Here is a 26202-nt window from a genome sequence, read left to right on the forward strand (position 1 = left end):
GAAATCCACGTGTGGCTGCGACCCGTACAAAGCTTCGCAACCTTCATGCCAATTGCCTGTTTGCGGGCCTGGCTCCTTATGGCAAACCTGCGGGTGTAAAGGCCAGCGACAACTGCGTCAGCCCTGTTGCAACGCACAAGCATTCAGGCCAGTTCCGCTCTGGCAGTTCGGGCTCTGGCAGTTCCGGCTCAGGCCAATTCCTCAAGGCCCAGCAAATCAAGCAGCGCCGCGCGCGCGGTTATGACTGTGGTGGCGAGGGCGGCATTGCCCAGATCGCCAGCGTCGATCTGATCTGGCCAATATGCGGCGACCACCTGTTCAAGCCGGTCGATCTTTGCGGGATCGAGCAGGAAGCGCGGATCGACCGTGACCGGATCGGCTGCCACGCGCAGGCGCAAGCACGCCGGGCCGCCGCCATTGGCCATCGATTGCCGCACGTCTACCGGCAGGACTTGACGAATCGGCCCGTTGCCGGCCAGCATCGTTTCCAGCCAGCCGCGCACCGAGGGTGTTTCCCAGGCCTCCAGCGGGATAACCAGCGCCATTTCGCCGCCCGGCAGAGTCAATAGCTGGGCGTTGAAAAGATAGGACCGGATCGCGTCGGCAAGACTGACCTGGCTTGCCGGCACGATCACGATTTCGGCTTCGGGCAGGCGGGCGCGGATCGCGGCATAGGTGCCTTCGGGATCGGCAAAGGCCTGTTCATGGGCGAACAGCACCCGTTCGTTGGCCACGGCCACCACATCGTTGTGAAACGCGCCGGCCGCGATCGCTTCCGGGGCTTGCTCCACAAACAGGCAGCGCGCGGGATCGAGCCCGTGAATGCGCGCCACAGCGCGGCTGGCCTGTTCGTGCTGACGCGCCGGAAAAGCGCCACCCTGACGCCCGAACACGAAGATTTCCAGGCCCGCCGCATCGTGGCGCGGGGCCATGCGCATATGGTTCGCCGCGCCTTCATCGCCAAAGCAGGGGGGCACGGCATCGTGCACGGCAAAGTGCGCGGTATCGGCAAAGGCCAGGCGCAACTGGCGCACGGTATCGGGCCATTCCTGGGCGCGATGCGGCATGGTCACCAGGTTGGCGGCGGAAAGGTGGCAGCGCCCATCCGCGGTATCCGGCGCGGGGCTCACGGTGGCCGCATTGGCCGTCCACATGGCACTGGCTGACCAAGCCGCAGCGCGCAGACGGCGTTCGGCTTCATCGGCCGGCTCGCGGTTTTCCAGGCCCAGCGCCGCCAGGAACGCGGGGTTGGGCCGCGGCAGCGGCACGAACAGCCCCTGCGCCAGGCCAAGGCCCAGATTGTGCCGCATTTTCGCAAGGCCTTGCAGCGCCGCCGCCCGGGGATACGACACCTGCCCCGCGTGGCTGGCCGATGCGAGATTGCCCAGGCTCAATCCGGCATAGTTGTGGCTGGGTCCGACCAGCCCGTCGAAATTGATTTCCACCAGTGCCATTATCTGTCCGTCTTCGTGAGAGTTCAGCGGTCCACGTGCCACACCGCGTCGCCCGGCTGGACATCGAGCGTGGCGGCGGCAACCGGATCGAGCGTCAGGCCTTGGGGGCCATGGGCCACTTCGCCCAAAGTGCAGCGGAAATCGGCAAGCCGGCCGGTCGCCACGAGCACACGCCGCGGCGGCTCGGCGCCGGCAGGAGGCGCAATATGCGCCACGGTCTCGGGCTTTGCCTCGGCAATGGAGCGCACCTGGTCGGTACGGGCGGTAAGCGTCGGACCTCCGTCGAAAATATCGACATAGCCTTCATTGGCAAAGCCCTCGGCCTCCAGCATGCGCATGGCAGGCCGGCCGTTGGGGTGCGGCATGCCGATCGCGGTGCGCGCGCTTTCGGGCAGCATCGCTACATAGACCGGATGCTTGGGCATGAGGTCGGCAATGAACTGGTTGCCGTGCAACGCGTTGAAATGATCCGCTTCGTGAAAGCCCATGCCAAAGAACTTGCCGCCAACGGCATCCCAGAAGGCAGACCCGCCGCGCTCGTCGATCACGCCGCGCAATTCGGCCAGAATGCGCGTGGCAAACCGCGCGCGGTGCATGGCGATGAACAGATAGCGGCTGCGCGCAAGCAGCAGGCCGAGGCCGCCCGCCCGTTCGGCCGGGTGCAGGAACAGCCCGCCCACTTCGCTCGATCCCTCCAGATCGGTGACGAGATGCAGCATTTCGGCGCGAAACGTACGGTTCAGCTCTTTGGAATGCTGGGTCAGCGTTGTCAGGCGATAGGAATAGAACGGCCCGCTGCGCCCGACGCAGGCGAAAATCTGCGCTGTTCCACGCAATTCGCCGGTGGCCGCGTTTTCCAGAACCACGACGAACAATTCATCGCCCGGGCCATCGGGCAGGCTTTCGCGCGCGTCGGCAAGGCAGGCTGCCGTGCGCTCCAGCTTGGCGCGCAATGTGGCGCGGTCGGCCGGCAGGTTGGTAAAGCCGCTGCCGCCAAGCTTGGCCATCTCGTACATCGCTTCAAGATCGGCCAGCCGCGCCGCGCGGATGCGAAAAGCCACAGCCGTCATTCTCCCCCCGAAAGCCGATGCAGCACCAGCGTCGAAAGTGCGGCGCGCTCTGCCAGAGAGGGCACGATCAGGAATTCGTGCGGCGAATGGATCGATCCGCCGCGCACGCCCATGGTATCGACCACCGGCACCCCGAGCGCCGCGATGTTGTTGCCGTCGCACACGCCGCCCGTATCCTTCCATGAGATCGTCTGCCCCAGGGCCGTGCCGCAATCGCGCACCAGCCTGAACAGGGCAAGCGCCGGCGGGGTAAGCGGCTTGGGCGGGCGGCTGATGCCGCCATGAACGTGGATGGCAACGCCATGCGCCTGCTCCAAGGCGGCGACCGCTTCGCCCAGCGCTATGGCAAAGCCTTGTGCGTCACTCTCGGTCGCAGGGCGGATGTTCCAGCGCAATATGGCTTTATCGGGCACCACGTTGTTGGCGCTGCCGCCGTCGATGCGGGCCGGGTTTACCGAAAGACCCGCCCGGTGCAGCGCCTTGAGCCGCAGCGCCAGATCGGCAGCGGCGACGATCGCGTTGCGCCCGTCATCCGGATTGCGCCCGGCGTGGGCCGATCTGCCGGTGATCACTGCCGCGTAGTTGCCGCTGCCGGCGCGCGCGCCTGCCAACGTTCCGTCAGGCAGGGCCGATGGTTCATACGTGAGCGCCGCCGCCTTCCCCGCCGCCAACTGCGCGATCAGCGGCGCCGAGGACAGACTGCCGGTCTCCTCGTCGGCGTTGAGCATCACGTCATAGCCGACATGGGCCGCAGCCGGGCTGCGTTCGAACGCGAGCAACGCGGCCAGCATGACCGCGATGCCCCCTTTCATGTCGGCGACGCCAGGCCCGCCGAGCGTCGTGTCGTCAAGCCAGGTGGTGTTCTGGAACGGGTCGTGCAGTGGAAAGACCGTGTCCATATGGCCGGTGAGCAGATAGCGCCGCTGCGCCTGTGGCCGCACCGATACCACCAGATGTGCGCCGTGATTGAGCATGCCCACCGTGCCGTCGGCGGCGATGGTTTGCACCGGGGCGGGGGGCTCCAGCCGCACCGCGCCGGGCAGGGCGGCAAAGGCATCGGCCAGCACGGCCGCCTGCGTCGCAAGGCCCGCCAGATTGCGGGTGCCGGTATTGATCGCGCTCCATGCCAGAACCTGGTCCAGCAGAGGAGCGCCGTCGATCGGAGCGAGCAGGGCCTGTTCGGGCGGGGAAAGCTGTTGCATCGGCAACCGTCCCTAGCCGTTCCGGGCTGCGGGGTGAACCCCTGTTGCCAAGCCCTGGCGAATCGGGCACAAACTTCCCGTTCCTCCCCAGGTTCGATTGGCAGAGCGGCCGTCCCGATATTCGCTTGAATATCGGGACGACGCCGGGCTGCCTCGCCGGTTTTTGACGACGAAGGCAGATGATCATGGGTGAGTTGACCGATTTTGCCGACCTGCGCCCCCGTGCCGATCGGGCAGGCCTCAAAGTGGATGCCGCGCTGGCGGCGTTTCTCGAACATGAGGTTCTGGCGTCGCTTGGCTTGAACACGGACGCGTTCTGGGCAGGCTTTGCCGCGCTGGTGGCGCGGTTCACGCCCCGCAACCGGGCTCTGCTGGAAACGCGGGAGGCCATGCAGGCAAAAATCGATGCCTGGCATATTTCCTGTGGCGGGCAGCCCCACGATCCGGCCGCCTATTGCGCGTTCCTGACCGATATCGGCTATCTGGTGCCCGATCCGGCCCCGTTCGCTGTCGCCACGCAGGGCGTCGATCCCGAAATCGCCACGATGGCTGGGCCGCAACTCGTCGTACCGGCGCTCAACGACCGGTTCCTGCTCAATGCCGCCAACGCGCGCTGGGGCAGCCTCTACGATGCCTGGTATGGCACCGATGCGCTCGACGCGGCGCCGGCGCGGCCGGGCGGCTATGATGCCGAGCGGGGTGCCGCGGTGATCGCGGCCGGGCGTGCGTTCCTCGACGCGACGCTGCCACTGGCGCAGGGATCGTGGGCAGGTTGGGACGGAAAGGGCGTTCCGGCGCTGGCCGATCCGGCGCAATGGGTGGGCGAGAAGCCTGATGGCCTGCTGTTCCGCCATCATGGTCTGCATATCGAACTCGTACTTGATCGCGGCCATCCCGTCGGCAGCCTCGATCAGGCCGGCCTGGCCGATATCGTGCTGGAAGCGGCGCTGACCACGATCGTCGATCTCGAGGATTCCGTTGCGGCGGTGGACGCGGAAGACAAGCTGATCGCCTATCGTCACTGGCTGGGCCTGATGCGCGGCGATCTTGTCGCGCAGTTTGCCAAGGCAGGCAAGACCATGGGCCGCGCGCTGGAACCCGATCGCGCCTGGACCGCGCCCGATGGCACGGCTTTCACTTTGCCAGGGCGCAGCTTGCTGTTCGTGCGCAACGTGGGGCACCTGATGACCAACCCGGCCATGTTGCTGCCCGACGGGCACGAGATTTACGAGGGCATCATGGACGCGGTAATCACGGCGGCCATCGCCATGCACGATGTCAGGAAAGCCGGACGCTATCGCAACAGCCGCACAGGCTCGATCTATATCGTCAAGCCCAAGATGCACGGGCCAGACGAAGTGCACTTTACCGATGCGCTGTTCGATGCGGTGGAAGATCTGCTCGATCTGCCGCGCCACACGGTGAAAGTGGGCGTAATGGACGAAGAACGCCGCACCAGTGCCAACCTTGCCGCCTGCATCGCGGCGGTCAAGGATCGGGTGGTCTTCATCAACACCGGCTTCCTTGACCGCACCGGTGATGAAATCCACACCTCGATGCAGGCCGGGCCGATGATCCGCAAGGGGGCCATGAAGCAATCGGCCTGGATCGCCGCCTATGAAGCGCGCAACGTGGCGATCGGCCTTGCCTGCGGGCTATCGGGCAAGGCGCAGATCGGCAAGGGCATGTGGGCCGCGCCCGACCGGATGCGGGCAATGGTGGCTGAAAAGATCCGCCATCCGCTGACCGGCGCCAACACGGCCTGGGTGCCATCGCCCACGGCCGCGACGCTGCATGCCATGCACTATCACCAGGTGGACGTCTTCGGCCGGCGCCCCGCGATTGCGGCGCAGCCGCTGCCATCGCGCGACAGGCTGCTCGCCATCCCGCTGGTCGAAGGGGCGAACTGGTCGGACGAGGAGATCCGCAGCGAACTGGACAACAACGCGCAAGGTCTGCTCGGCTATGTCGTGCGCTGGATCGACCAGGGCGTGGGCTGTTCCAAAGTGCCCGACATCGATGACGTGGGCCTGATGGAAGACCGCGCCACTTTGCGCATTTCCAGCCAACATCTGGCCAATTGGCTGCTCCACGGCGTCTGTACGCACGACCAGGTGATGGATGCGTTGCAATGCATGGCGGCCAAGGTCGATGCGCAGAATGTGGGGGACCCGCATTACGAACCCATGGCCGGCCGGTGGCAGGCAAGCTTTGCCTTCCGCGCGGCCTGCGACCTCGTGTTCCAGGGCGTGGCGCAGCCCGGCGGCTATACCGAGCCGTTGCTTCACGCCTGGCGGCGGCGCAAGAAAGCGGCGGCGCACGTGGCGGAGCCGGCCTGACAGCGCGGCGCGGTGCCCAAGGCGGGGCACGGCGGCCGCCGCGCCGCATGCTTGCCCTGGGCCGCCGTTGTTGCCATGGCGGGTTCCTGTTTTCGATGACATGGATCCTGAGACAATGCTGCAACTGATCGAAGCCAATTGGCCGTTGCTCGCAGGCGTGCTGGTGTTGGGGCTGATGGTGGCTTTCCTGCTGCTGCGCCGCGGCAACAAGGCCCCGCCACAAAGCGAATTTCACGATGTGCTGTCGGAAGGGGCGGCACCTGCCCAGCGCAACACGGCCCTGATTGACACCCCCCCTGCCGCCGCCATTGCCACACCGGAACCAGCTCCGGCACCAACTCCGGCACTAGCGCCGGCGCCCGGGACAGCAGACGCCGACGGGGGCGACGACCTGACCCGCATCAAAGGCGTGGGGCCCAAGCTCAAGGCCGTTCTGGCGGGGCAGGGGATCACGCGTTTCGCCCAGATTGCCGCGTGGACGGAGGAAGACCTGGCGCGCATCGATGGGCATCTGGGCGCGTTTGCCGGCCGCCCCGCGCGCGACAACTGGGTGGAGCAGGCCAAGCTGCTCAGCAGCGGCGAGACCACCGCCTACGAAGACAAGTTCGGGAAGTTGTAGGCCGTAAAATCATGAATGCCACCATCGCGGCGTCATTCCGGCGTCCCTGCGGGATTTGACCAAACGGCCATCTGCCGCGTCAGTCGGGCTTGAAATATCGACACGTTCCTGCGCCCTCCTTCCTCGCACCTGACCGTTTTGCCGCAAACCTCGATGGCGGCATCTATGAGTTTACGGCCTAGCCTATTCCTGGGCCTGGGGCGCGGCAGGCGTCGCCCCGATTGCCGGGCGCGCGCCGCAGCGGCGGATCAGCTCGCGCACAAGCGCGCTGCCCGGTACGCTGATCTTGCCGGCATCGGGCAGCGTGCCCACGAACGGGCCTTCGAACACGTCGGCGGCCGGATCGCCGGCCGGCAGGCTTCCCTGCCACAGGTAACCCTGCGATCCGGGTATGGCGGTGGCATCCACGGCCAGGCGGACGATCCGCTTGCGCCCCTGTAGCGCAAACAGCGCCTGCGCGCCCACTTCGGCCTGAACGTGGCGCGTCACGATCAACACGCCCTGGCGGCAGGCGATCGACAGGTCCGGGCCTGCCCCGGGCTGCCCGAACCGCACGCTGTCCCCACCGGGCGCTCCGGCCCAGATGGGCTTGCCGTCCCCGCTGGGCGCAGGGGGAAGCGGCTGGCTTTCGGGCAGGGGCACGCGCACGGCGTTGAGCGGTGTGCCGCTTTCCTGCGGCGCCGGCGCCTGCTGCGAACAGGCGGCGGACGCCATCAGAGTGAACACACAAAGCAGATGACGCTTGAAACGGAATTGGTTCATGCTGCGCGTGGCACAATCCGGTCTATCGCGTCGTGATGGGCGCGCTTTGCTTCCAACAATTCAAAGTCTGCCTGAAGCCCGAGGAAAAACCCCTCAGACACACCGAAATAGCGCGAAAGGCGCAGATCGAGTTCGGCATCAACTCGGTTCTTCCCCCCGATCATCGCCTCGATCCGGGATTCCGTCACGCCCAGATTCGCTGCCAGAGCGGATGCTGACAAACCGAGCGGCTCCAAGAATTCCCTAACCAGCAACTCGCCGGCATGGCTGTTGTGCAGATAATCGGAATCAGTGGTAGTCGGTGATTTCGACATCGCGCGCATTTCCATCCTTCCAGACGAAACATATGCGCCATTGCTTGTTAATGGAAATGGAATGTTGCCCGTTACGATCGCCACCAAGCGCATGCAGACGGTTGGAGGGCGGGTTGCGCAGATCGTCGATAGTGCGAGCCCGATTGAGCATGCGCAGCTTGTCGAGCGCGCGATTCTGGATATCCGGCGGCAGCTTACGGCTGCGGTGACCCCGCCAGATAGTTTCGGTTTCTCGGCAGGCAAAGTGAAGCATGCGTCGTGTCTGGGCCAGTTTCGAGAACAGAACCAGACTTGTTGTTTCATTGATCCTCAAGATCGAAGATTACAGGGGCGCGGCAACGTAATTGCAGCTCCGCACCATCGGCCTGCAGTGCCACCCCAACCCTTGCGCTTGCGGGAGGGGTTGGGGTGGCATGTCATGTGATGCTATCGACCTTTTCACCGCCCCCATTTCTTCTGCACTTTGCCAAAGCGCGTCTTGCGGGTGCCGGGCTTGCCTTCGTTGCTGCGGCCCACCAAGGGCGCCTTGCGGTCCGCCTCGGGCAGGCCGAGTTCGGTCGCTTCCAGGCGGCGGATTTCGTCGCGCAGGCGGCCGGCTTCTTCGAATTCCAGGTCCGCGGCGGCCTCGCGCATGCGTTTTTCCAGGTCTTCGATGTGGCTGCGCAGGTTGTGGCCAACAAGATTGTTGGTGCTTTCGTCGTCAAGATCGACGAGCACGCCATCGCGGCTGGCGGTATCGGCGATGATATCGGCGATCTGCCGCTTGATCGTGGCGGGCGTGATGCCGTGCGTCTCGTTATAGGCCTGCTGCTTTTCGCGCCGCCGGTCGGTTTCGGCAATCGCCCGTTCCATGCTGCCGGTCATGCGATCGGCATAGAGGATCACGCGGCCATCGACATTGCGGGCGGCGCGGCCGATGGTCTGGATAAGCGAGGTTTCCGAACGCAGGAAACCTTCCTTGTCGGCATCGAGAATGCAGACCAGGCCGCACTCGGGAATGTCCAGCCCTTCGCGCAGCAGGTTGATGCCGACAAGCACGTCATAGACGCCCAGGCGCAGATCGCGGATCAGTTCGATGCGCTCCAGCGTTTCGACATCGGAATGCATGTAGCGTACGCGCAGGCCCGCCTCGTGCATGAATTCGGTCAGGTCTTCGGCCATGCGCTTGGTCAGCGTGGTAACCAGCGTCCGATAGCCGGCCTGCGCGGTCTGCCGGCATTCGTTGATGCAGTCCTGTACCTGGTCTTCCACCGGGCGGATGATCACAGGCGGGTCGATCAGCCCGGTGGGGCGAATGACCTGTTCGGCAAAGACGCCACCCGATTGCTCCATTTCCCAATTGCCGGGCGTGGCCGAAACGGCAAAAGTCTGCGGGCGCATCGCATCCCACTCGTTGAAACGCAGCGGGCGGTTGTCGATGCAGCTGGGCAGGCGGAAGCCGTATTCGGCCAGCGTCAGCTTGCGGCGGTGGTCGCCGCGGGCCATCGCACCGATCTGCGGCACCGTCTGGTGGCTTTCGTCCACGAACAGCAGCGCGTTGTCGGGCAGATATTCGAACAGGGTTGGCGGCGGTTCGCCGGGCAGGCGGCCCGTAAGGAAACGGGAATAGTTCTCGATCCCCGCGCACGATCCGGTGGCGGCCATCATTTCCAGGTCGAAATGCGTGCGCTGTTCCAGCCGTTGCGCTTCCAGCAGCCGGCCTTCGGCTTGCAGTTCCTTGAGCCGTTCGGCCAGTTCGAACTTGATCGCTTCGCGCGCCTGCATCAGCGTGGGGCCGGGCGTCACGTGGTGCGAATTGGCATAGACGCGCACCTGGTTGAGCCGGGTATCGGCCTTGCCGGTCAAAGGATCGAACTCGGCGATTTCCTCGATCTCGTCTCCGAAGAACGTCACGCGCCAGGCGGTGTCCTCGTAGTGGGAGGGAAAGATTTCCAGATTGTCGCCCCGCACGCGGAACGTGCCGCGCTGAAACGCATGGTCGTTGCGCTTGTATTGCAGGGCCACGAGCTTGCGCACGATCTCGCCCTGGTCGACGCTTGTGCCCTTCTTCAGGTCGAAGACCATGGCCGAATAGGTTTCGACCGAACCGATGCCATAGAGGCATGAAACGGAAGCGACGATGATCACATCGTCCCGTTCGAGCAAGGCCCGCGTGGCCGAATGGCGCATGCGGTCGATCGCTTCGTTGACCGAGCTTTCCTTCTCGATATAGGTATCGGACCGCGGCACATAGGCTTCGGGCTGATAATAATCGTAGTACGATACGAAATATTCTACCGCGTTCTCGGGAAAAAAGCTCTTCATTTCGCCGTAAAGCTGCGCCGCAAGAATCTTGTTCGGCGCCAGGATCAGGGCGGGGCGCTGCAGTTCCTCGATCACCTTGGCCATGGTGAAAGTCTTGCCCGAACCGGTCACCCCCAGCAGAACCTGCGTGCGCTCCCCCTCGCGCGCGCCGGCCACGAGATCGGCAATCGCGGTGGGCTGGTCGCCGGCAGGCTGATAATCCGATACGACCTTGAATGGCCGGCCCGGCTCCAGCTTTTGCGGGCGTTGCGGCTTGTGGGGCACAAAGCTGCCCGACGTATCGGGCTCGTCCAGCCCTCTGCGGATGATGATTTCGGCCATGGGCAACATATGGGGAACATCGGCGGTGGATGCAATCGGCCGCGGCGATGCCTTCGTCTTGCAGCGCGGCCCATATGGCTATGGCCAGCCCGCCGTGTTAGGCCTAGCCCGCCCATTCGGGAGAGAGACGATGCTTGCCAAGACCATGCCCTCCCGCTTCCTGTCGGGCGCAGCCTTTGCCGGGCTGGCCCTGCTGCTTCCCGGCTGCAAGAAAGAGCAGGCGGTGGTCGCCCGGGATGCCGACGCCGGCGAGGTCGCCGCCAAGGTCGCAGGGGCAGGCGTCAAGTTTCAGCCGGGCGCATGGAACACGCAAGTCAAGGCGATCGATATCGACATGCCCGGCATGCCGCCCGAAGCCGTCGCCCGCATGAAAGACGCACTGGGCCATGCCCGGGCGGAGCGTTCCTGCCTCACCCGGGAAAAGGCCGCGCGCCCTGACGGCGATTTCTTCGGCCAGGCCGACAAGGCCTGCCGTTACAAGACTTTCGCCATGGCCGGGGGGCGGATCGATGGCGTTCTGGCTTGCGGGAAAGGCAGCAGCGCCCAGACCGTCACGCTCAAAGGCACTTACGGCGCCGATCATTTCGCGATGAACATGGATCTGAGCGGCGGCGGCCCCAACGGCCGGCCGATGCGCATGCACATCGCCACGCAATCCACGCGCGTGGGCGAATGCACAGCCCAGGAAAAGGCCCAGGCCGAAGCCGACGAAAAGGCCGCAGCCATCTGATGCGGCGAGCCGGCGCGCCCGGGCATTCCGTTGCCGATCGCAATGTGACTTGAATTTGAAACAATTCTGTATTCGTGGCGTTCATCTGGGGCATGGGATAGCCTCCTGCCGATGAACGAGATCGTACCCAACTCCTTTTTCCTGCCCCGCGGCGCCTTGGCTCATTTCGAAGCCTTGGGCGCGGCGATGGCGCGGCGGCGTGCGCTGGCTTTTGCGCGGCGGCCGGAAGGCGTGCGCGGGCCGGCCTGGCAACGGCTTCTCGGTGAACTGGCGACGCCGCTCGATCATTGGCAGGCTGCGCGGGCCAAGCTGGTGGCGGCCGTGCCGCCGGCGCCGCGTTCGCGGGCGATCATGCTGCTGCCCGGATTCGGCACGCATCCGGTGCGGATGAGGCCCCTGGCGGCGGCGCTCGAAAACGCGGGGCATCGCGTCAGCGACTGGGGGTTGGGCTTCAATTTCGGTTCCAGCGAAGACCGCTTTGCCCGGCTGGCGGAACGCATCGAAACCATGGCCCGGCGCGAGGGCGAGCCGCTGGTGCTGGTGGGGTGGAGCCTGGGCGGGCTGTTCGCCCGGCAACTGGCCAAGCAATGCCCTCAGCATGTGGCGCTGGTCATCACCATGGGCACGCCCTTTTCCGGCGACCGCCGCGCCAACAATGCCTGGCGCGCGTATCAGATCGTGGCGGGGCACAGTGTCGACGAAGCGCCGATGGCCGAAGACCTGACGACCAAGCCGCCGGTGCCGACCATTGCCTTGTGGAGTGCCCGCGACGGCATCGTGGCGCCGCGCAGCGCGGCCGGGCGGCCGGGCGAGCGCGACCTGGCGGTGGCCTTGCGTGTCACTCACCTGGGCTTTGCCGCCCATCCCCAGGTGGCGCGCACGCTGGTGGATCTTGTCGGCCGCTATTAATCGGGCAGGCCAGCACGGGCCGGGATCATGGCCCTGGCGCATGACAGCCGTTTCTGCCAACCAACGGGAGAAAAGCGGCGGGCGGCCAAGCGGCAAAGATGCTGCCATGCGAAAGCGCGCCGCGCAAGGGCGTCCTCCGCGCGCGAGCCAATTGTCTCGCACGCGCAGCATCGGCGCTTGCAGGCGGCTGCATCGTATGCAAGCAATGCACGGGACGGGAGGTTCTGCATGACCAAATCCTCGCTCTCGTCTTATGACGAGATGCTTGATGCCGACGGCGCCACACGCTCCGCCTACAGCGGCTACTTTGAATGGCTGAAACAGCAGCCGCCGGAATTGCTGAAACGGAAATCGGGTGAAGCCGAAGCTTTCTTCCGCAAGACCGGCATCACTTTCAACGTCTATGGCAACGAGGACGCGGAAGAGCGCCTCATTCCCTTCGACATGGTGCCGCGGATTATCGATGCCGCGCAGTGGCGCCGCTTGTCCAGAGGCATCGAGCAGCGAGTCCGCGCGCTCAACGCGTTTCTCCACGATCTCTATCATCGCCAGGAAATCGTTCGTGCCGGCCGCCTGCCCGAGCGCGTCCTCAGGGGCAACAAGGCGTTTCTGCCGCAGATGGCAGGCTTCACCCCGCCCGGTAGCGTCTATACCCATATCGTCGGCATCGATCTCGTTCGCACCGGCGAAGACGAATTCATGGTGCTGGAAGACAATGCGCGGACCCCCTCGGGCGTATCTTACATGCTTGAAAACCGCGAAACGATGATGGCCATGTTTCCGGAACTGTTCACCAAGGTCCGGGTGCGCGACGTATCCGATTATCCCCGGCGCCTGGCGCGCAGCCTGGCCGCATGCGCGCCGCCGGCAGCCGGTGGGCACAAGCCGGTGGTGGCCGTGCTTACCCCCGGCACGTTCAACAGCGCCTACTATGAACATGCGTTCCTGGCCGACCAGATGGGCGCCGAACTGGTGGAAGGCAGCGATCTCAAGGTCGAGGACGGGCGCATCGCCATGCGCACCACGCGCGGCTGGCAGGCGATCGACGTGCTTTATCGTCGCGTCGACGATGATTACCTCGATCCGCTCACGTTCAAGCCGGAAAGCGTGCTGGGCGTTTCGGGGATCATGGACGTGTACCGCGCCGGGGGCATCACCATTGCCAACGCCCCGGGCACGGGCATTGCCGATGACAAGGCGATCTACAGCTTCATGCCCGATATCGTCGAATTCTATACCGGCGAAAAACCGATCCTTGCCAACGTGCCGACCTGGCGCTGCGCGGAGACGGATTCGCTTGCCTATGTTCTTGAAAATCTGGCCGAGCTGGTCGTCAAGGAAGTGCACGGCTCCGGCGGGTACGGCATGCTGATCGGCCCGACGTCGTCGCGCCGCGAGATCGCGGCGTTTGCCGATAAGCTGCGCGCCAATCCCGAGAATTATATCGCCCAGCCCACCCTTTCGCTGTCCACCGTGCCGATTTTTACCAGAGCGGGCCTTGCCCCCCGGCATGTTGATTTGCGGCCCTTCGTGCTGGTTTCGCCCCAGGGGATCGACATCACGCCGGGCGGACTCACCCGCGTGGCGCTGAAAAAGGGGTCATTGGTGGTCAATTCGTCGCAAGGCGGCGGCACCAAGGACAGCTGGGTGCTGGAAGATTGAGGCGGAAGGAAGAACGATAAATGCTCGGACGCTCCGCCAACGGCATCTTCTGGCTGTTCCGCTATCTGGAGCGCGCGGAAAACACCGCGCGCCTTGTCGAAGCGGGATTTCGCATGGCGCTGACCCGCGACGCGGCCGATGCCAGCGACGAGTGGGGTTCCGTGGTCGTCACGCTGGGTCTGCAAGGCGCTTATCAGGCCAAGTTCGGCAGCGATTATGCGGCCGGCAGCGTGATCAATTTCATCCTCCGCGATCGCGACAACCCCGGCAACGTGCTGCGCATGGTGGAACAGGCGCGGCAGAACGCGCGCATGGTCCGCACCGGGATCACCCGCGAGGTGTGGGAGGCGGTCAACGAAAGCTGGATGATTCTCAAGCAGGAATTGGCACGCCCGGTGACCGAAACGCGCCTGGGTGGCGTGCTCGACGTGGTCCGCCGCCAGTCGACGCTGGTGCGCGGGGCAATGGAAGGCACGATGCTGCGCAACGACATCTATTACTTCGCCCGTGCCGGCAGTTTCATCGAACGGGCCGACAACACCGCGCGCCTGCTCGACGTGAAATACTATGTGTTGCTGCCTTCGGTGTCCTACGTCGGTTCGAGCCTTGACAACGTCCAGTGGGACAATGTGTTGCGCGCGGTATCGGGCGATCGTGCCTATCGCTGGCTCAACGCAGGGCGGATGGAGGCGCGCGGCATTGCCGAGTTCCTTATGCTCGACAGGCGTTTCCCGCGCAGCCTGGCGTTCTGCTATGCCCAGTTGCGCGAATACCTCGACCGGCTGGCGGCCGAATACGGTGATCGGCTGGAAACCCACGCCATTGTCGCGCGTACCCATGAGCAGTTGAAAAGCCAGACAATCGATGCCGTGTTCGAGCAGGGCCTGCACCAGGTGATCGGTCAGTTCATTGCCGCCAACAACTTGCTAGCGCAGCAAATCCAGCGCGATTACCGCTTTAACGAATAAAGGAAAGGGAACGCCAGCCATGCGCCTCGCGATCACCCACACCACGCGCTATGCCTTTTCCAACCCGGTGACGCATGGGCTGCAACGCTTGCGGCTTACCCCGCTTGCCTGCCGCGGACAGAACACGGAATTCTGGGAGATCGAACTGGAGGGCGCCAGGCCCGAGGTGTCTTACGACGATGAGAACGGCAATCGGGTCATGCTTATTTCCTTTGTGCCGGGCGTGCGTGAAGTGGCGATCCACAGTCAGGGCGTGGTCGAGACATCGGACAGTGCGGGCATCATAGGCAGGCAGCAGGGGCGCCTGCCGCTGTGGCACTTTACCGAGCAGACCGCGTTGACCCGCCCTGGACCGCGCCTGCGCGCTCTGGTCGATGCACTGCCGCCTGAGGCGGAAGACGCACTTGCCCGCCTGCATGCCCTTTCGGCGCTGGTGCGGGCGGCGGTCGTTTACGAGGCGGGGCACACCGACGTGGCCACCACTGCCGAACAGGTGCTCGCGGCGGGTCGTGGAGTGTGCCAGGATCAGGCCCACGTGTTCATCGCCGCCGCGCGGCTGGCGGGCATACCCGCCCGCTATGCCAGCGGCTATCTCTTGATGGACGACCGGGTGGAGCAGGAAGCGAGCCACGGCTGGGCCCAGGCCCATGTTCCGGGCCTGGGCTGGGTGGGTTTCGATGTGGCTAACGCGATCTGCCCCGATGCGCGCTATGTCCATGTCGCCACAGGATGCGATTATGCGGCCTGCGCGCCGATCACGGGCATCCGCTATGGCGCGCGCGACGAAGCGATGCACGTCAGCCTTGCCGTCGAACAGCAGCGTATGGAACAATAAGGGTCGGGCGGAGTCGCCCCCGCCCCGGATGGGGGCTGGGGAAACGGCCAGGGATGTGTGAACAGGGGAACCGGGCACGGCAGGGGCCGCCCGGACGGGGACGGACGATGACCTATTGCGTGGGGATGATGCTCGACAAGGGGCTTGTCCTGATGAGCGACACCCGCACCAATTCGGGCGTCGATAACATTTCCGTGTTCCGCAAAAGCTTCACCTGGTCTGTGCCGGGCGAGCGCATCATCACGATCATGACGGCGGGCAATCTGGCGACCACGCAATCGGTCATCAGCCAGCTGGAGGAACGCAACAAGGCCCCCAGCGAACGCCGCCCGTCGATTCTGGAAGAACCGACCATGTTTCAGGTTGCCACGCACGTCGGCAATCTGCTGCGCAACGTGATCGAAAGGCGCCAGTCCGGCCCGGTGCAGGGCGAAGGCGCGCGCTTTACCGCCACGATGATCGTGGCCGGACAGATCAGGGACATGGAACCCCGCCTGTTCATGATCTATCCCGAAGGCAACTTTATCGAGGCGAATTTCGACACCCCGTTCTTCCAGATCGGGGAAACCAAGTATGGCCGCCCGATTCTGCTGCGCGGGTATGACAAGGCCATGGCGTTCGAGCAGGCGGTCAAGCTCCTGATGGTCTCGTTCGATTCCACCGTGGCGGCCAACCTTTCGGTAGGCCTGCCCTTCGACCTCACGGTGATTGCGCGCGATCAGTTCGAGCCGCTGCACCAGCGCCGGATCCGTGCCGACGATCCCTATTTCAATGCGATTTCGTCAAGCTGGAGCGAGGCTTTGCGTAACGCCTTCCATCAATTGCCCGATTACCGCTTCGATTGAGCCTCTGGAAGGCGACGTAGTAGAATCACTTAGCACATTTACTTGATTGTTTTGCGTAGGTTTCTGCCAGAAAGCGGCAAGCATCGCTGATAAGACTTGACTTACTTTCCCGCTGCAAATTGTCGGTATGGGACAGGATCTGACACATTCCGACGAACTTCGAATGATTAATCGGCTCCGCTTCGGAGCCGAAATCCCTAAGCAATATGGGCAAGTAATCGCCACAGGTCGGAACGGAAGCGTTCAGAACGAAGCTTTCGCGCATGGCGCGATGGGGCCTGCGGGTGATTACGTCGTCTCCATGGTCGAACGTGTCACACTCCACATCCTCGATAGCGACTCTGCCCGCCGGGCACAGCTCGCGCGCCTTGCTTTCGCGGCCGGGCATCACGCCGAGATATACGGCAACACGCAAGAGCTGCTGGCGCACGCCCCCGGCACCGGGCTGCTGCTGGCGCATGACGACCCGCCGGGCGAGGCCGTGCCTGCCCTGATCGGAGCGATGATGCGCGCCGGACACTGGCTGCCGGTGATCGCCATCGGCGATGCGCCCGAAACCTGGGCCGTGGTGCGCGCGATCAAGGCCGGGGCGCTCGATTACCTGGCCTTTCCCAACCAGATCGCCCCTCTCAACGAGGCCATTGCCCGCGCTGCGCACGAGGCCGAAACCCATCGCGTGCAGCGTGCCCGCGCGGCCGAGGCGCGCCAGCGCATTGCCCGCCTGTCACTGCGCGAACGCGAAGTGCTGGATCGCCTTGCCGAGGGGTGCAGCAACAAGGCCATTGCGCGCGATCTCGATATCAGCCCGCGCACCGTGGAAATTCACCGGATGAAAATGATGGGCAAGCTGGGCGCGCGCCACGCAGCCGAGGCGGTACGCCTGCGGATCGAGGCAACCGGATTGGGCGACGCTGCCTGACGTCCCGCTGTTCCAGCCAGACTTTGACTCTATTCAGCGGCTCTTAGTGTGCGCTTGCGCGGCGAATGTCAGCATGGCCACGTCCTGGCCGCCGCTTCCCTGGTTTGTCGCCTCGATCGCCAGATCGCGTGTTCGGGATGCAAAAGGCAGCGTCAGGCCCTGTTGTTCGGCGAAAGCGCAAATCGTCGTCATTTCCCGGGCCATGCCGGCAATGTCGAACGCCACCGGGCCCGGTTGCCCGGAAAGCAACGGGATCTTGATGCGCAAGGCGCCGTTGGCGGCAGCGCTTTCGCCCAGCACTTCGAGCACGGTCGATCGTTCGAGCCCGCCGGCCGCAGCAACGCTGATGGTTTCGCCAAGCGCCGCCCAATAGTTGCTGAGCAGAAGGTTGTGCGCCAGCTTCATGGTTGCGGCCGTGCCGATGGGGCCGGTGTGGACCACAAGCCGGGCAAGCACCGCCAGATAAGGGCGGACTGTCTCCAGATCCTGCACGTGTCCGCCGGCAAGAGCGATGAGCTGCCCATTGGCGGCCGGGGCAACGGTGCCGAGCACCGGCACTTCGAGACAGCGCCCGCCCGCGTTTTCGATCGTCTGGCAAAGCCGGGCGATCGCAGCGGGCGCAAATGTGCCCAGCGGCACGATAAGCGTATCGGCAACAGCGTGTTCCGCAGCCGCGAGCACGGCGCCGGTCCCGGCTTCATCGGTCATCATGAACACCGTGTCAGCCATGGCGAACAGTGCCTGCGCGGACACGGCGATCGTTGCACCCTTTTCGGCAAGAGGCGCGCATTTCGTGGCATCCCGGTTCCAGATGGCGAGATCGAACCCGGCATCGATCAGGCGGGCCGCCATGACCGCGCCCATGCGTCCGAGGCCGATAAAACCCACTCTGCCGGGCACTGTCGTTGCCGGTGCGAAAGGGGGCTCGTGTAACGTGCGATCAGTCATCGCACAGGCATAGCTCATCGCTGAATGTAGGACAATATCGAACAGGTGGGGCTAATCGCTCAGGCGCGGATCAGGCCTTGTTCGAAAAGGCTCTTTGCAGTCTCGACGATCGTCGCCTCGGCTGACCGCGGATGCCAGCCCAGAACCGTCCGTGCATGGTCCGACGAGCATTCGCGCCGTTTTCCCAGTTCGGGAACGACCATTCGCACCGTGGGGTCGAAAAGCGCGGAAAGCCGGAGAACCCAATCCGGCAGACCGCGGCGGGGCACCCGCTTCGCGCGCGGGCCCAGCGCTTGCTTGAGGACCTGAGCGATCTCGCGCATCCACATGAATTTCTCGATAGCCAGAAAGCGTTCGCCGTCCATGCCCGGCGCAGTCATCACCTGCGCATGCATCGCTGCCACATCGCGAACATCGACAATGCCGAAGCCCATGCGCGGCAGACCCGGCAGCGCCCCGTCCAGCAATTTCTTGATCACTTCCAGCGATGTCGAAAAGTCCGGACCCATGACGGGGCCGAGCACGGCGGCCGGGTTGACCGTGACGAATTCCATAGGCGCGCCGTGTTCCGCCATCCATTCCCGCGCCGCCTTTTCGGCATGATACTTTGACCGGATATAAGCATAGCTGTCGGGATCGGCCGGATTGGTCCAGTGGGCCTCGGTAAAAACGGGCAGCGGCTCGGGATGGCCATAAGCGATCGCTGCGATGGACGACGTCATCACCACGCGCTTCACGCCGGCCGCCTTGGCGAAACGCAGAGCGCGCAAGGCGCCTTCCCGGGCAGGTACGATCAACTCCTGGTCGTCGCGCGGTTCCCGGTCCAGAAAGGGTGACGCGATATGCTGCACGAAAGTGATCCCGTCCATGGCCTCTGCCCAGCCATCGTCCGAGGTAAGGTCGCAAGCCACCAGTTCGAGCTCAGGCATGCCAAGCACGGCGCGAACCTGTTCAGCCTTGGCAAGGTTGCGGATCGTACCCCGCACCGTCCATCCTTCGGCCACGAGGTGCTTGATCACAAAGCCGGCGATATAGCCCGAAGCACCGGTAACCAGAACCTTGCCCTGCGACATGTCACTATTTCCTTTTCCATGATTGCTGTATACATCATGACAAATGGAGTCTGAAATGTCAAATGAAGAAGCGTCCATCAAAGGCGCGCGCCGGCCCGCCGTTCTGCGTGCTGCCCTCGAAGCATTCAGCAAGTACGGCTATCGCCGCGCCTCGATGGCCGATATCGCAGCTGCGGCGGGCTGCTCCCGGCCGCTGCTCTACACGCTGTTTGCCGGCAAGGCGGAAGTGTTCAGAGCGGTTGCCGACCAATTGCTGGGCGATTCGGTTGCCGCTGCCGAAGCGGCATGGCCACAAGCGCTTCCGGTTGCCGAAGGTCTGGCAGCCGCCATCCTGGCGCACGATCTGCCCCTTGTCCGCCTTCTGGCCGCAACACCGCACGCGCCCGAGATTCTGGCCGAGGCCGAGGTGCAGTTAGCGGATATGCACGCGCAATGTGCCGCCCGCTTTGCAGCGCTTCTTGCCAATCGCCTGGCCGAAGCAGGCGCTGCCCAAAGCACGCAGACGGCTCGCATGGTCGTCAATGCCGCTGCCGGGCTCAAGCACGCCGGCCTGCCGGAGGACGTCTATATTGCCGATGTCCGCCGGCTGGCGCGCATGCTGGCCGCCGGATTGGCGTTGCCAGGGTAAGTGCGCCTCAGGCAAAGGCATGACCTTACCCGAGATCTCCGAAACGGAACGATACCGCGCCATCGGCGAGGCCGCGATACTGCCCATCGACGCGGCCCCCTGGTTGAATCCAAATGTATCAAATTGATGCAGACCCCGATCGCAAGCAGTTTATCGACCAATTGCGCTGAGCCGACATGGTTCAGCGACGCGCAGCCCTGCGCCAACAGTAATGCCGGGTGCATGTAATGTAATGTTGCGGGGGGCGCCGCAGGCGTTGTCGTCCGGCGAGGCGCGCCTATCTCGGACAGGCCACCGGGCAGGATGGCCCGGGGCATCGCAACAGGAGAAATGCCATGACCATGCTCATTGCCGCAGCCGCCGCTGCCGCCGCGCTGGCATCGCCGCTTGCCGCCGAAACGCATCAGGTACAGCTCGATCATCGCGGCCAGCGCGTCGACGTTGTCTATCGCAGCGACGTGGCTGTCCGCCACCGCCAGGTCGGCGCCGTAGGCGCGCCGGGCCGCCAGAGCACCCTCGGCTGCACGTGGGAAGCGTCGGTCAATGTCCATCGCGAGGCACGCCATGCCGCCGGCTATGTCGCAACCCGCCACATCAATGCCGATGCGCCGCTGAAAGGCACGCGTCTGGGCTGGTGCGACACGCATCGCGACGCGATCGCGCAGGAAGTGGCGGCCAGAAGCGGAGCCGTGCGCGATCATCTGCTGGCGGTTGCCGCGCGGGACGAGGCGGCCGTGCTGGCCGAACTTGATGCCGCGCACGATCGGACGCGCGGTTAGGCGTGCCCCTGCGGTTGAGTGTGGCTGCCGCGCTTTCGGGCGCGGTGGCCTTGCCGGCAGCCGCCCAGGTAGTGCCGCACGGCGGGATCGAAGTCGCACTTGACGAGCGCCGCCGGGGTATCAGCTGGAGCGCGGGGAAACTCGCCCCAACGGCTTGGGCAAGCGTCGATCTACCGGCCGGGTTCGATGCCGAGGTGCGGGTCACGGCAACGCGGGCAGCCCCCCGCCATGGTGGCGCGGATGCGGTTGTCGAGCCGACACTGGGCTATTCGCGCGAAATCGGCCTCGTCCGCCTCGATGGCTTCTTTGCAGCCTATCTGTTCGCCGGTGGGCAGGGGCCGCTTTCCTATGTCGAAGGCGGCGCAGGCGCGCGCTATGCGTTCGGCCCGGCACAGATCACCGCGATGGCGCGCTATGCTCCGGCACAGCGCGCCATCGGCGGCAGCAATCTCCATCTCTCGCTACGCGGCCGCCTGGGCATTCCCGGAACGCGCTATACGGCAGCGGCGAGCCTAGGCCGCTCGAACGGGCATACCGACGATCCTGTCCGGGCGGCCCGGTTGCGTCCGGCCGGCCGCTATCACGATTGGTCCTTGGGGGTGGAGCGGGTGTCCGGATCCCTTACGCTCGGTCTGGAATACACCGGCACGGATATTTCGAGCGTCGCCCCGGTTTCCTCCCTTGCCGACCTGGATCACGCCCGCGACCGGATCACGGCGCGGGTATCGCTTGATTTTTGACTGGCAGACCTGCTGACGCGGGCATTCTTTGCGCGGTTATCGTTTCGCACCTGAATTGCCATTTCCGCCGGGCTGCACGTCCTGTTTCCCGAGTTGTCCGGTCCCGTGATAGCCGGCCTCGGTCTGCCCTCCTTCCCAGTCCGGTCGCGGATTCTCGCCCGGGTCCTTTCCCGTATGAGGATTGGGATAGGGCCCCCCGCTGCTTTGTCCGCCATTGGGCGGGGCCGTGTTCGTGCCATCGGGCGCGCCTTGGCGGCCACCGTCTCCCATGGCTTGCATAGCGACCTTGCGAGGCTGGTCTTTGCTCATGTCATCTGCTTTCGTTGCGATCGGAGGTCGGGTTTTCATCACCGGTGCCCGGCGAGGCCGATGGGGGCCGCTGCCACCCAGGCCGCCGCCGGTCTCCGCACCGCGGGGATTGTTGGTTCCAGAATCGTTGCAAGTGAACCAACGCTCGGGCTTCGTGAAGTATCCGCCAAAGCGCGACCGAAGATCCCGTCCTCGCGAAGAGTGCGCCGCCGGAGCATTGGCCACGCGCTCTGGCCGGCCCTGCGCTGGCGAACATTCCATAAATAAGGAGGGAAAGAACCGGCGCGCGCCCAGCAAATTTCGTACGTTAGATAATAAGCCTGATAATTAATGGATTTACTTTGACTACCTGAAAATCGAAATCCAATTTCGCCTCTATAAAAAATAAATCAAAAATGGGTAGGGGATGGGACGTATGTCACGTAAAAAAACAGATAAAATAATAGTGAGTTGTATTCTATGTTGCTCTGCACTTTCACCTGTCATTGTTCATGCTCAGGACGCGTCGTCCCAAGAACAGTCGGACGAAAAAACTGAACGGAATATGATCCGTGACATCATCGTGACCGCGCAAAAGCGGCTGGAAAAAATCCAGGATGTTCCAGTTGCCGTTTCTGCTTTCGAGGGCGACTATCTCGACGCCATTTCCATCAGCAATATCGATGAACTGTCCAGGAATATTCCCAATTTCCGCTTGTCCAACGGGCTGACGGTCATCCGTGGCATCCGCGTGGCCGGCGGCGGCTTTGATTCCGACAATTCGTCGGCCACTTATGTCGATGGTCTGTACACCGGCGGGCGTCTGGCCGGCAACGAATCGCTTTACGATGTCGACAGGGTGGAAGTGCTGCGTGGCCCGCAGGGGACACTTTATGGCCGCAACACGGTGTCGGGCGCGATCAACATTATCAGCAAGCGGCCGACGTCCGACCCGGAATTGATCTTCCGGCCGGAACTCGCCCAGAACGGCTATTTCAAGCTGCGTGCCACCGCGAATGGCGGTCTGGGCGTGGATGGGCTGTCCGGCCGCATCACGTTCGTCAAATCGAACGATGGCGGCTTCGTGAAACAGGACGGCGCGGGCAGAGACCTGGGCTATATCTCGTCTCATGCCGTACGTGGGGCGCTGCGGTACCGACCCGATTCCAGCACCGACATCAATCTGGTGATCGAGCACCTGAACGAAGATTCGGCCCCGGTTACCTTCCTCAAGGTCACGCCGACCGATCCGGACCCGCTGAAAACCCTGCGTGTCGATTACAACACCGCCAGGGACCGAAATCGGACGGTCACTTCTGTGGCCTTGTGGATCGACCACAACTTCGGCCCGCTCAGTCTCACCAGCATTACCGGGTATCGCAAGGGGACGGGCATTTCGGCCAACGATGTCGATACCGGGCCAATCGAATCCTGGCTGACGAAGGAAGGAGAAAACCAGCGCGTGCTCAGCCAGGAATTGCGCCTTGGCAATGGCGGAGGAGGCGCATTGCAATGGACCGTCGGGGCCTTCGCCTATGACGAAAAAAGCAAGTCGGACGTGCTGATAGATCTGGGATTGTTTGCCGGATCGGGTATCAACAGCAGCGACAAGCATTTGCAGGAAGCAGCGATATTCGGACAGCTGACGTATCAATTCGCGCCAAAGCTCTCATTGATATTGGGTGAGCGGTTTTCTTATAACACTTATACATTCTATGTGTCGCAAACCAATTATACGCAGGGCCTGTTTCAAACGTTCATCACCGACCGCCCGCGGACGCTGTTTTCCAATTCCCAAACCAATATCGCTGGAAAAGCGGCTCTGCGCTATACCATCGATGACGACAACGCGATCTACGCAACCGTGGCGCAGGGTTTCAAGCCCGGTGGTCCCAACGGCGGTGCTTTGCCCCCCAATCTGGAAAGCCAGCTTCGCTATTATCGTGAGGAAACCTCGCTCAACTATGAGTTTGGTATCAAAGGAAAGATACTTGACGGACGAGTGAGTTACGGAGCGAACGTTTTTTACATAGATTACAAGCATATCCAGAATTTCGTGACGCCGACGCTGCTCCAGACGGTCTATATCACGAATGCCGGAAATGCCTATTCGTCCGGCGTCGAGCTGGAACTGCAAGCCGCCGTTTTCAAGGGGCTGATGCTTGCCAGCTCATTCGGATATAACAAGACAAAATATCTGGATTATCCTAATTGCACAAATGATCCAAATTATAACTGTGCTGGAAATAGATTTTATTACGCACCATTATTCACTGGATCGCTAAGGATGGACTATATGCGTGAAATAAGCTCCAAGCTTAATTTCACTTTCAGCTCGGATGTGAGCTATACCGGCGAGACCTATATGCTTGCCAGTAATACGCCGCAAAGTCGCCGTTCTCCCTACGCAATAGTCAACCTTACGGCGAGCTTGGGATCGATCGGCGGTCGCTGGAGCCTTAGCCTGTTCGGCAAGAACATTCTCGATAGGAGATACTTCGCGGATTATTCCAGCGGAGATCTTTTGCCCGCTCCCATTGCCCGCTGGGGTATTATAAGCACATTGAAATTCTGATAAGCAGGAGAATTTATGAAGTTTTCTTTGTTCGTTTGTCCTTTGACTTTGGAACCTGATCAGGATCAGAAGGCAATCCAGGATACCATCCACCTTGTCAAGGTTGCCGAGGAACTGGGATTTGCCGGCGTTTTTTTAAGTGAGCATCATTTCAGCGGTTATAACGCCTATTCCAATCCGATCGTTTTCGGCGCGCACATCGCGGCGCATATCAAGCGCATGTACTTGTCGTTTGCGACGGTCTCGCCACCCAACTACCATCCGGCGCGCTTTGCCGAAGATCTCAACCTGCTCGACAATCTCATGGAAGGGCGGCTGCTTCTGGGCTTCGGCAAGGGCGGCATTCCGGGCGAGACCCTGGGGCTGGGCTTTCATCATGACGAGGCGAACGAGCGCAACGCGGCGACGATCGATGCGCTGATGAAACTGTGGGCCAAGAAGCGCGAGGACCCGCCCCTGGACATCAGCGGCCCCTATTTCAAAGGCAAGGTGTTCGAGCGGATCGTCCCGGCTGCCTACAATGGCGCGCCGCACCCGAAGATCATCCGCATATCGCAGCGTCCGGCAAGTGTGCGCCATGCGGCGCTCAGCGGCTGGCCCATTTTCGGCCTGCCTTCGGCCGATGCCGGAGAGGACGCGACGTATGAACAAGTGCTGCGCTCGGCCGGGCATGCCGACGAACTGATCGAATTCTGCCTCGACTGGTGCGTGATACCGTCGTTCTTTCATGTCGCCGATACCGATGAAGAGGCGCTGGCGGCGCTGCAGAAGCCGTTCGAGGAATTCGGCATCTGGGTCAACCGGCAGGAAGACCTGGCCCCCACCTACTATCCCGATGTCCCGCTCGGCCGCGACCGTTTCGGGCCGCCGCAAGCGGGCCTGGGCATGGGACCGGGGGGCGCATCGATGGGCATGCCGACGGGTTCGCCCGAAACCGTCGCCGCGCGGATCCAGGATATGGCCAACATGGGCGTGCGGCATATGATGGCCGGGTTTCAGATCGGCTTGATGCCTGTCGAAGTCGCCGAAAGATCCATGCGGCGTTTTGCCGCCGAAATCATGCCGCAATTCACCACCGGATAACGGCGCCGTCGCGGCGGATCGGGGCCAGGCGGGCCCCGGTCCGCGCGCAGATCGTCAACGGATTCCGCGCATAACGACAGTCACAACTTCAGACGCGATCGAAGACCCGATCGGCCCGTTTTCATCTTCGTCGCGCCAAGTCAGTTTCGGATCGCGATTGAAACCGTGTTCGAAGATAAGCCCGCCCAGCAGCACGGCGGCGGCCGTGGCCGGGGAGGGAACGGAAATCAGCCCAGCCTCTTTCGCCTGACCAAACCAGCGGGCCAAATCCTGGATGATCTCCTCCGCCGGAGGGACTTTCGAGGAATCCAATAATCTCGAAAGCGGCATGACACCCTGCTGCGCGATCCTGAGCAGCGGACCGACTATCTGATACATGTTCACGATGCGTTGCGCGATTTCAGTAAGCTGTATTTCGATCGGCCTCTCGTCGGGACGGCCCGGTATGAGATCCGAGATCGCCATCTGCGTCATCGGCGATTCAAAGCAGGCGATCATCAGGTCCGCTTTTTTGCCGAACCGCTGAAAAATCAGCGGGCTGGTAACGCCCAACGCACTGGCGATGGCATCGACGGTGATGTCCGGGCCATATTCCCTGAACATTTCGCGGGCGGTAGCGATGATCTGCTCATCGCTAAGGGTCCGAGGGCGCGTCATGCATCAGGTCTATAGGGCTGCCAAAGCGCTGTAAACGGGTTTCTGGCATATCGGGCAAGAGGGCCAGGCTCCAGCCACCAGCATCGCCAGCCACACCGCCAGCGGCGGCACCGGAGCCTTCCGCGGGGGCAGCACCTATTCCTCGAACTATGCCGATTTCGACCAGAGCTATGACCCG

At 63.3% G+C, this 26202-nt stretch carries 24 protein-coding genes; 14 read left to right on the forward strand and 10 right to left on the reverse strand.

What is annotated here, in order from left to right; genetic code table 11:
- Window positions 1–188: 188 nt before the first annotated feature.
- The 3 genes from AC3EDY_RS04895 to AC3EDY_RS04905 are packed head-to-tail and all read right to left on the reverse strand — an operon-like array spanning window position 189 to window position 3726.
- Window positions 189–1454 (reverse strand): N-succinylarginine dihydrolase, encoded by a 1266-nt coding sequence (locus AC3EDY_RS04895; RefSeq protein ID WP_488571352.1) that lies wholly within the window; start codon window positions 1452–1454, stop codon window positions 189–191.
- Between the two features lie 23 nt (window positions 1455–1477).
- Window positions 1478–2515: an arginine N-succinyltransferase gene (locus AC3EDY_RS04900; protein ID WP_488571555.1), complete on the reverse strand. Its 1038-nt coding sequence runs from the start codon at window positions 2513–2515 to the stop codon at window positions 1478–1480.
- A 5-nt stretch (window positions 2516–2520) separates the two neighbouring features.
- Window positions 2521–3726: a hydrolase gene (locus tag AC3EDY_RS04905; RefSeq protein ID WP_488571353.1), complete on the reverse strand. Its 1206-nt coding sequence runs from the start codon at window positions 3724–3726 to the stop codon at window positions 2521–2523.
- Between the two features lie 185 nt (window positions 3727–3911).
- Here AC3EDY_RS04905 and AC3EDY_RS04910 point away from each other — a divergent pair, with 185 nt between their 5' ends.
- Together AC3EDY_RS04910 and AC3EDY_RS04915 are read left to right on the forward strand one after the other, a co-directional pair.
- The gene (locus AC3EDY_RS04910; protein WP_488571354.1) at window positions 3912–6065 is read left to right on the forward strand and encodes a malate synthase G; all 2154 of its coding nucleotides are present in this window, start codon (window positions 3912–3914) and stop codon (window positions 6063–6065) included.
- Between the two features lie 100 nt (window positions 6066–6165).
- Complete coding sequence (locus tag AC3EDY_RS04915) at window positions 6166–6684, forward strand: helix-hairpin-helix domain-containing protein (RefSeq protein WP_488571355.1); 519 nt, start codon at window positions 6166–6168, stop codon at window positions 6682–6684.
- Window positions 6685–6867: 183 nt separating this feature from the next.
- Here the strand turns inward: AC3EDY_RS04915 and AC3EDY_RS04920 are convergent, their stop codons facing one another.
- The 4 genes from AC3EDY_RS04920 to uvrB all read right to left on the reverse strand — a co-directional run bounded on the left by AC3EDY_RS04920 (window position 6868) and on the right by uvrB (window position 10385).
- Window positions 6868–7410, reverse strand: coding sequence for a hypothetical protein (locus AC3EDY_RS04920; protein ID WP_488571356.1), 543 nt, complete (start codon window positions 7408–7410; stop codon window positions 6868–6870).
- A 32-nt stretch (window positions 7411–7442) separates the two neighbouring features.
- Entirely contained in the window at window positions 7443–7769 is a 327-nt protein-coding gene (locus AC3EDY_RS04925) for a HigA family addiction module antitoxin (RefSeq protein WP_488571357.1), read from the reverse strand.
- A complete protein-coding gene (locus AC3EDY_RS04930) occupies window positions 7735–8013 on the reverse strand; it encodes a type II toxin-antitoxin system RelE/ParE family toxin (RefSeq protein WP_488571358.1) in 279 nt (92 codons plus the stop codon). Before AC3EDY_RS04930 ends, AC3EDY_RS04925 begins: the two co-directional genes overlap by 35 nt.
- 185 nt (window positions 8014–8198) lie before the next feature.
- Window positions 8199–10385: an excinuclease ABC subunit UvrB gene (uvrB, locus tag AC3EDY_RS04935; RefSeq protein ID WP_488571359.1), complete on the reverse strand. Its 2187-nt coding sequence runs from the start codon at window positions 10383–10385 to the stop codon at window positions 8199–8201.
- Between the two features lie 145 nt (window positions 10386–10530).
- Here uvrB and AC3EDY_RS04940 point away from each other — a divergent pair, with 145 nt between their 5' ends.
- The 7 genes from AC3EDY_RS04940 to AC3EDY_RS04970 all read left to right on the forward strand — a co-directional run bounded on the left by AC3EDY_RS04940 (window position 10531) and on the right by AC3EDY_RS04970 (window position 17253).
- Window positions 10531–11115, forward strand: a complete 585-nt coding sequence (locus AC3EDY_RS04940) for a DUF3617 domain-containing protein (protein WP_488571360.1) — start codon at window positions 10531–10533, stop codon at window positions 11113–11115.
- A gap of 111 nt (window positions 11116–11226) precedes the next feature.
- On the forward strand, window positions 11227–12024 hold the full coding sequence (locus AC3EDY_RS04945; RefSeq protein ID WP_488571361.1) for an esterase/lipase family protein: 798 nt from the start codon (window positions 11227–11229) through the stop codon (window positions 12022–12024).
- 228 nt (window positions 12025–12252) lie between these two features.
- The gene (locus AC3EDY_RS04950) at window positions 12253–13686 is read left to right on the forward strand and encodes a circularly permuted type 2 ATP-grasp protein (RefSeq protein WP_488571362.1); all 1434 of its coding nucleotides are present in this window, start codon (window positions 12253–12255) and stop codon (window positions 13684–13686) included.
- A gap of 20 nt (window positions 13687–13706) precedes the next feature.
- The gene (locus AC3EDY_RS04955; RefSeq protein WP_488571363.1) at window positions 13707–14654 is read left to right on the forward strand and encodes an alpha-E domain-containing protein; all 948 of its coding nucleotides are present in this window, start codon (window positions 13707–13709) and stop codon (window positions 14652–14654) included.
- 19 nt (window positions 14655–14673) lie between these two features.
- A complete protein-coding gene (locus AC3EDY_RS04960) occupies window positions 14674–15489 on the forward strand; it encodes a transglutaminase family protein (protein WP_488571364.1) in 816 nt (271 codons plus the stop codon).
- A gap of 107 nt (window positions 15490–15596) precedes the next feature.
- Window positions 15597–16334: a proteasome-type protease gene (locus AC3EDY_RS04965; RefSeq protein WP_488571365.1), complete on the forward strand. Its 738-nt coding sequence runs from the start codon at window positions 15597–15599 to the stop codon at window positions 16332–16334.
- Between the two features lie 301 nt (window positions 16335–16635).
- Entirely contained in the window at window positions 16636–17253 is a 618-nt protein-coding gene (locus AC3EDY_RS04970; RefSeq protein ID WP_488571366.1) for a response regulator transcription factor, read from the forward strand.
- 33 nt (window positions 17254–17286) lie between these two features.
- Here the strand turns inward: AC3EDY_RS04970 and AC3EDY_RS04975 are convergent, their stop codons facing one another.
- Together AC3EDY_RS04975 and AC3EDY_RS04980 are read right to left on the reverse strand one after the other, a co-directional pair.
- Entirely contained in the window at window positions 17287–18201 is a 915-nt protein-coding gene (locus AC3EDY_RS04975; RefSeq protein ID WP_488571367.1) for an NAD(P)-dependent oxidoreductase, read from the reverse strand.
- A 59-nt stretch (window positions 18202–18260) separates the two neighbouring features.
- Window positions 18261–19274, reverse strand: a complete 1014-nt coding sequence (locus tag AC3EDY_RS04980; protein WP_488571368.1) for an NAD-dependent epimerase/dehydratase family protein — start codon at window positions 19272–19274, stop codon at window positions 18261–18263.
- 55 nt (window positions 19275–19329) lie between these two features.
- Between AC3EDY_RS04980 and AC3EDY_RS04985 the strand changes: the two genes are divergently transcribed.
- The 5 genes from AC3EDY_RS04985 (at window position 19330) to AC3EDY_RS05005 (ending at window position 25367) form a co-directional block, all read left to right on the forward strand.
- On the forward strand, window positions 19330–19902 hold the full coding sequence (locus AC3EDY_RS04985; protein WP_488571369.1) for a TetR/AcrR family transcriptional regulator: 573 nt from the start codon (window positions 19330–19332) through the stop codon (window positions 19900–19902).
- 335 nt (window positions 19903–20237) lie between these two features.
- Entirely contained in the window at window positions 20238–20681 is a 444-nt protein-coding gene (locus tag AC3EDY_RS04990) for a hypothetical protein (protein WP_488571370.1), read from the forward strand.
- 20 nt (window positions 20682–20701) lie between these two features.
- Entirely contained in the window at window positions 20702–21421 is a 720-nt protein-coding gene (locus AC3EDY_RS04995) for a TorF family putative porin (RefSeq protein ID WP_488571556.1), read from the forward strand.
- Window positions 21422–22274: 853 nt separating this feature from the next.
- Window positions 22275–24284, forward strand: a complete 2010-nt coding sequence (locus AC3EDY_RS05000; protein ID WP_488571371.1) for a TonB-dependent receptor — start codon at window positions 22275–22277, stop codon at window positions 24282–24284.
- 15 nt (window positions 24285–24299) lie between these two features.
- Window positions 24300–25367, forward strand: coding sequence for an LLM class flavin-dependent oxidoreductase (locus AC3EDY_RS05005; RefSeq protein WP_488571372.1), 1068 nt, complete (start codon window positions 24300–24302; stop codon window positions 25365–25367).
- Window positions 25368–25421: 54 nt separating this feature from the next.
- On the opposite strand, the gene AC3EDY_RS05010 is transcribed toward AC3EDY_RS05005, so the two are convergent.
- Window positions 25422–26024 (reverse strand): TetR/AcrR family transcriptional regulator, encoded by a 603-nt coding sequence (locus tag AC3EDY_RS05010; protein WP_488571373.1) that lies wholly within the window; start codon window positions 26022–26024, stop codon window positions 25422–25424.
- Window positions 26025–26202: the final 178 nt, after the last annotated feature.

Source organism: Novosphingobium sp. DS6-6, assembly GCF_057784975.1.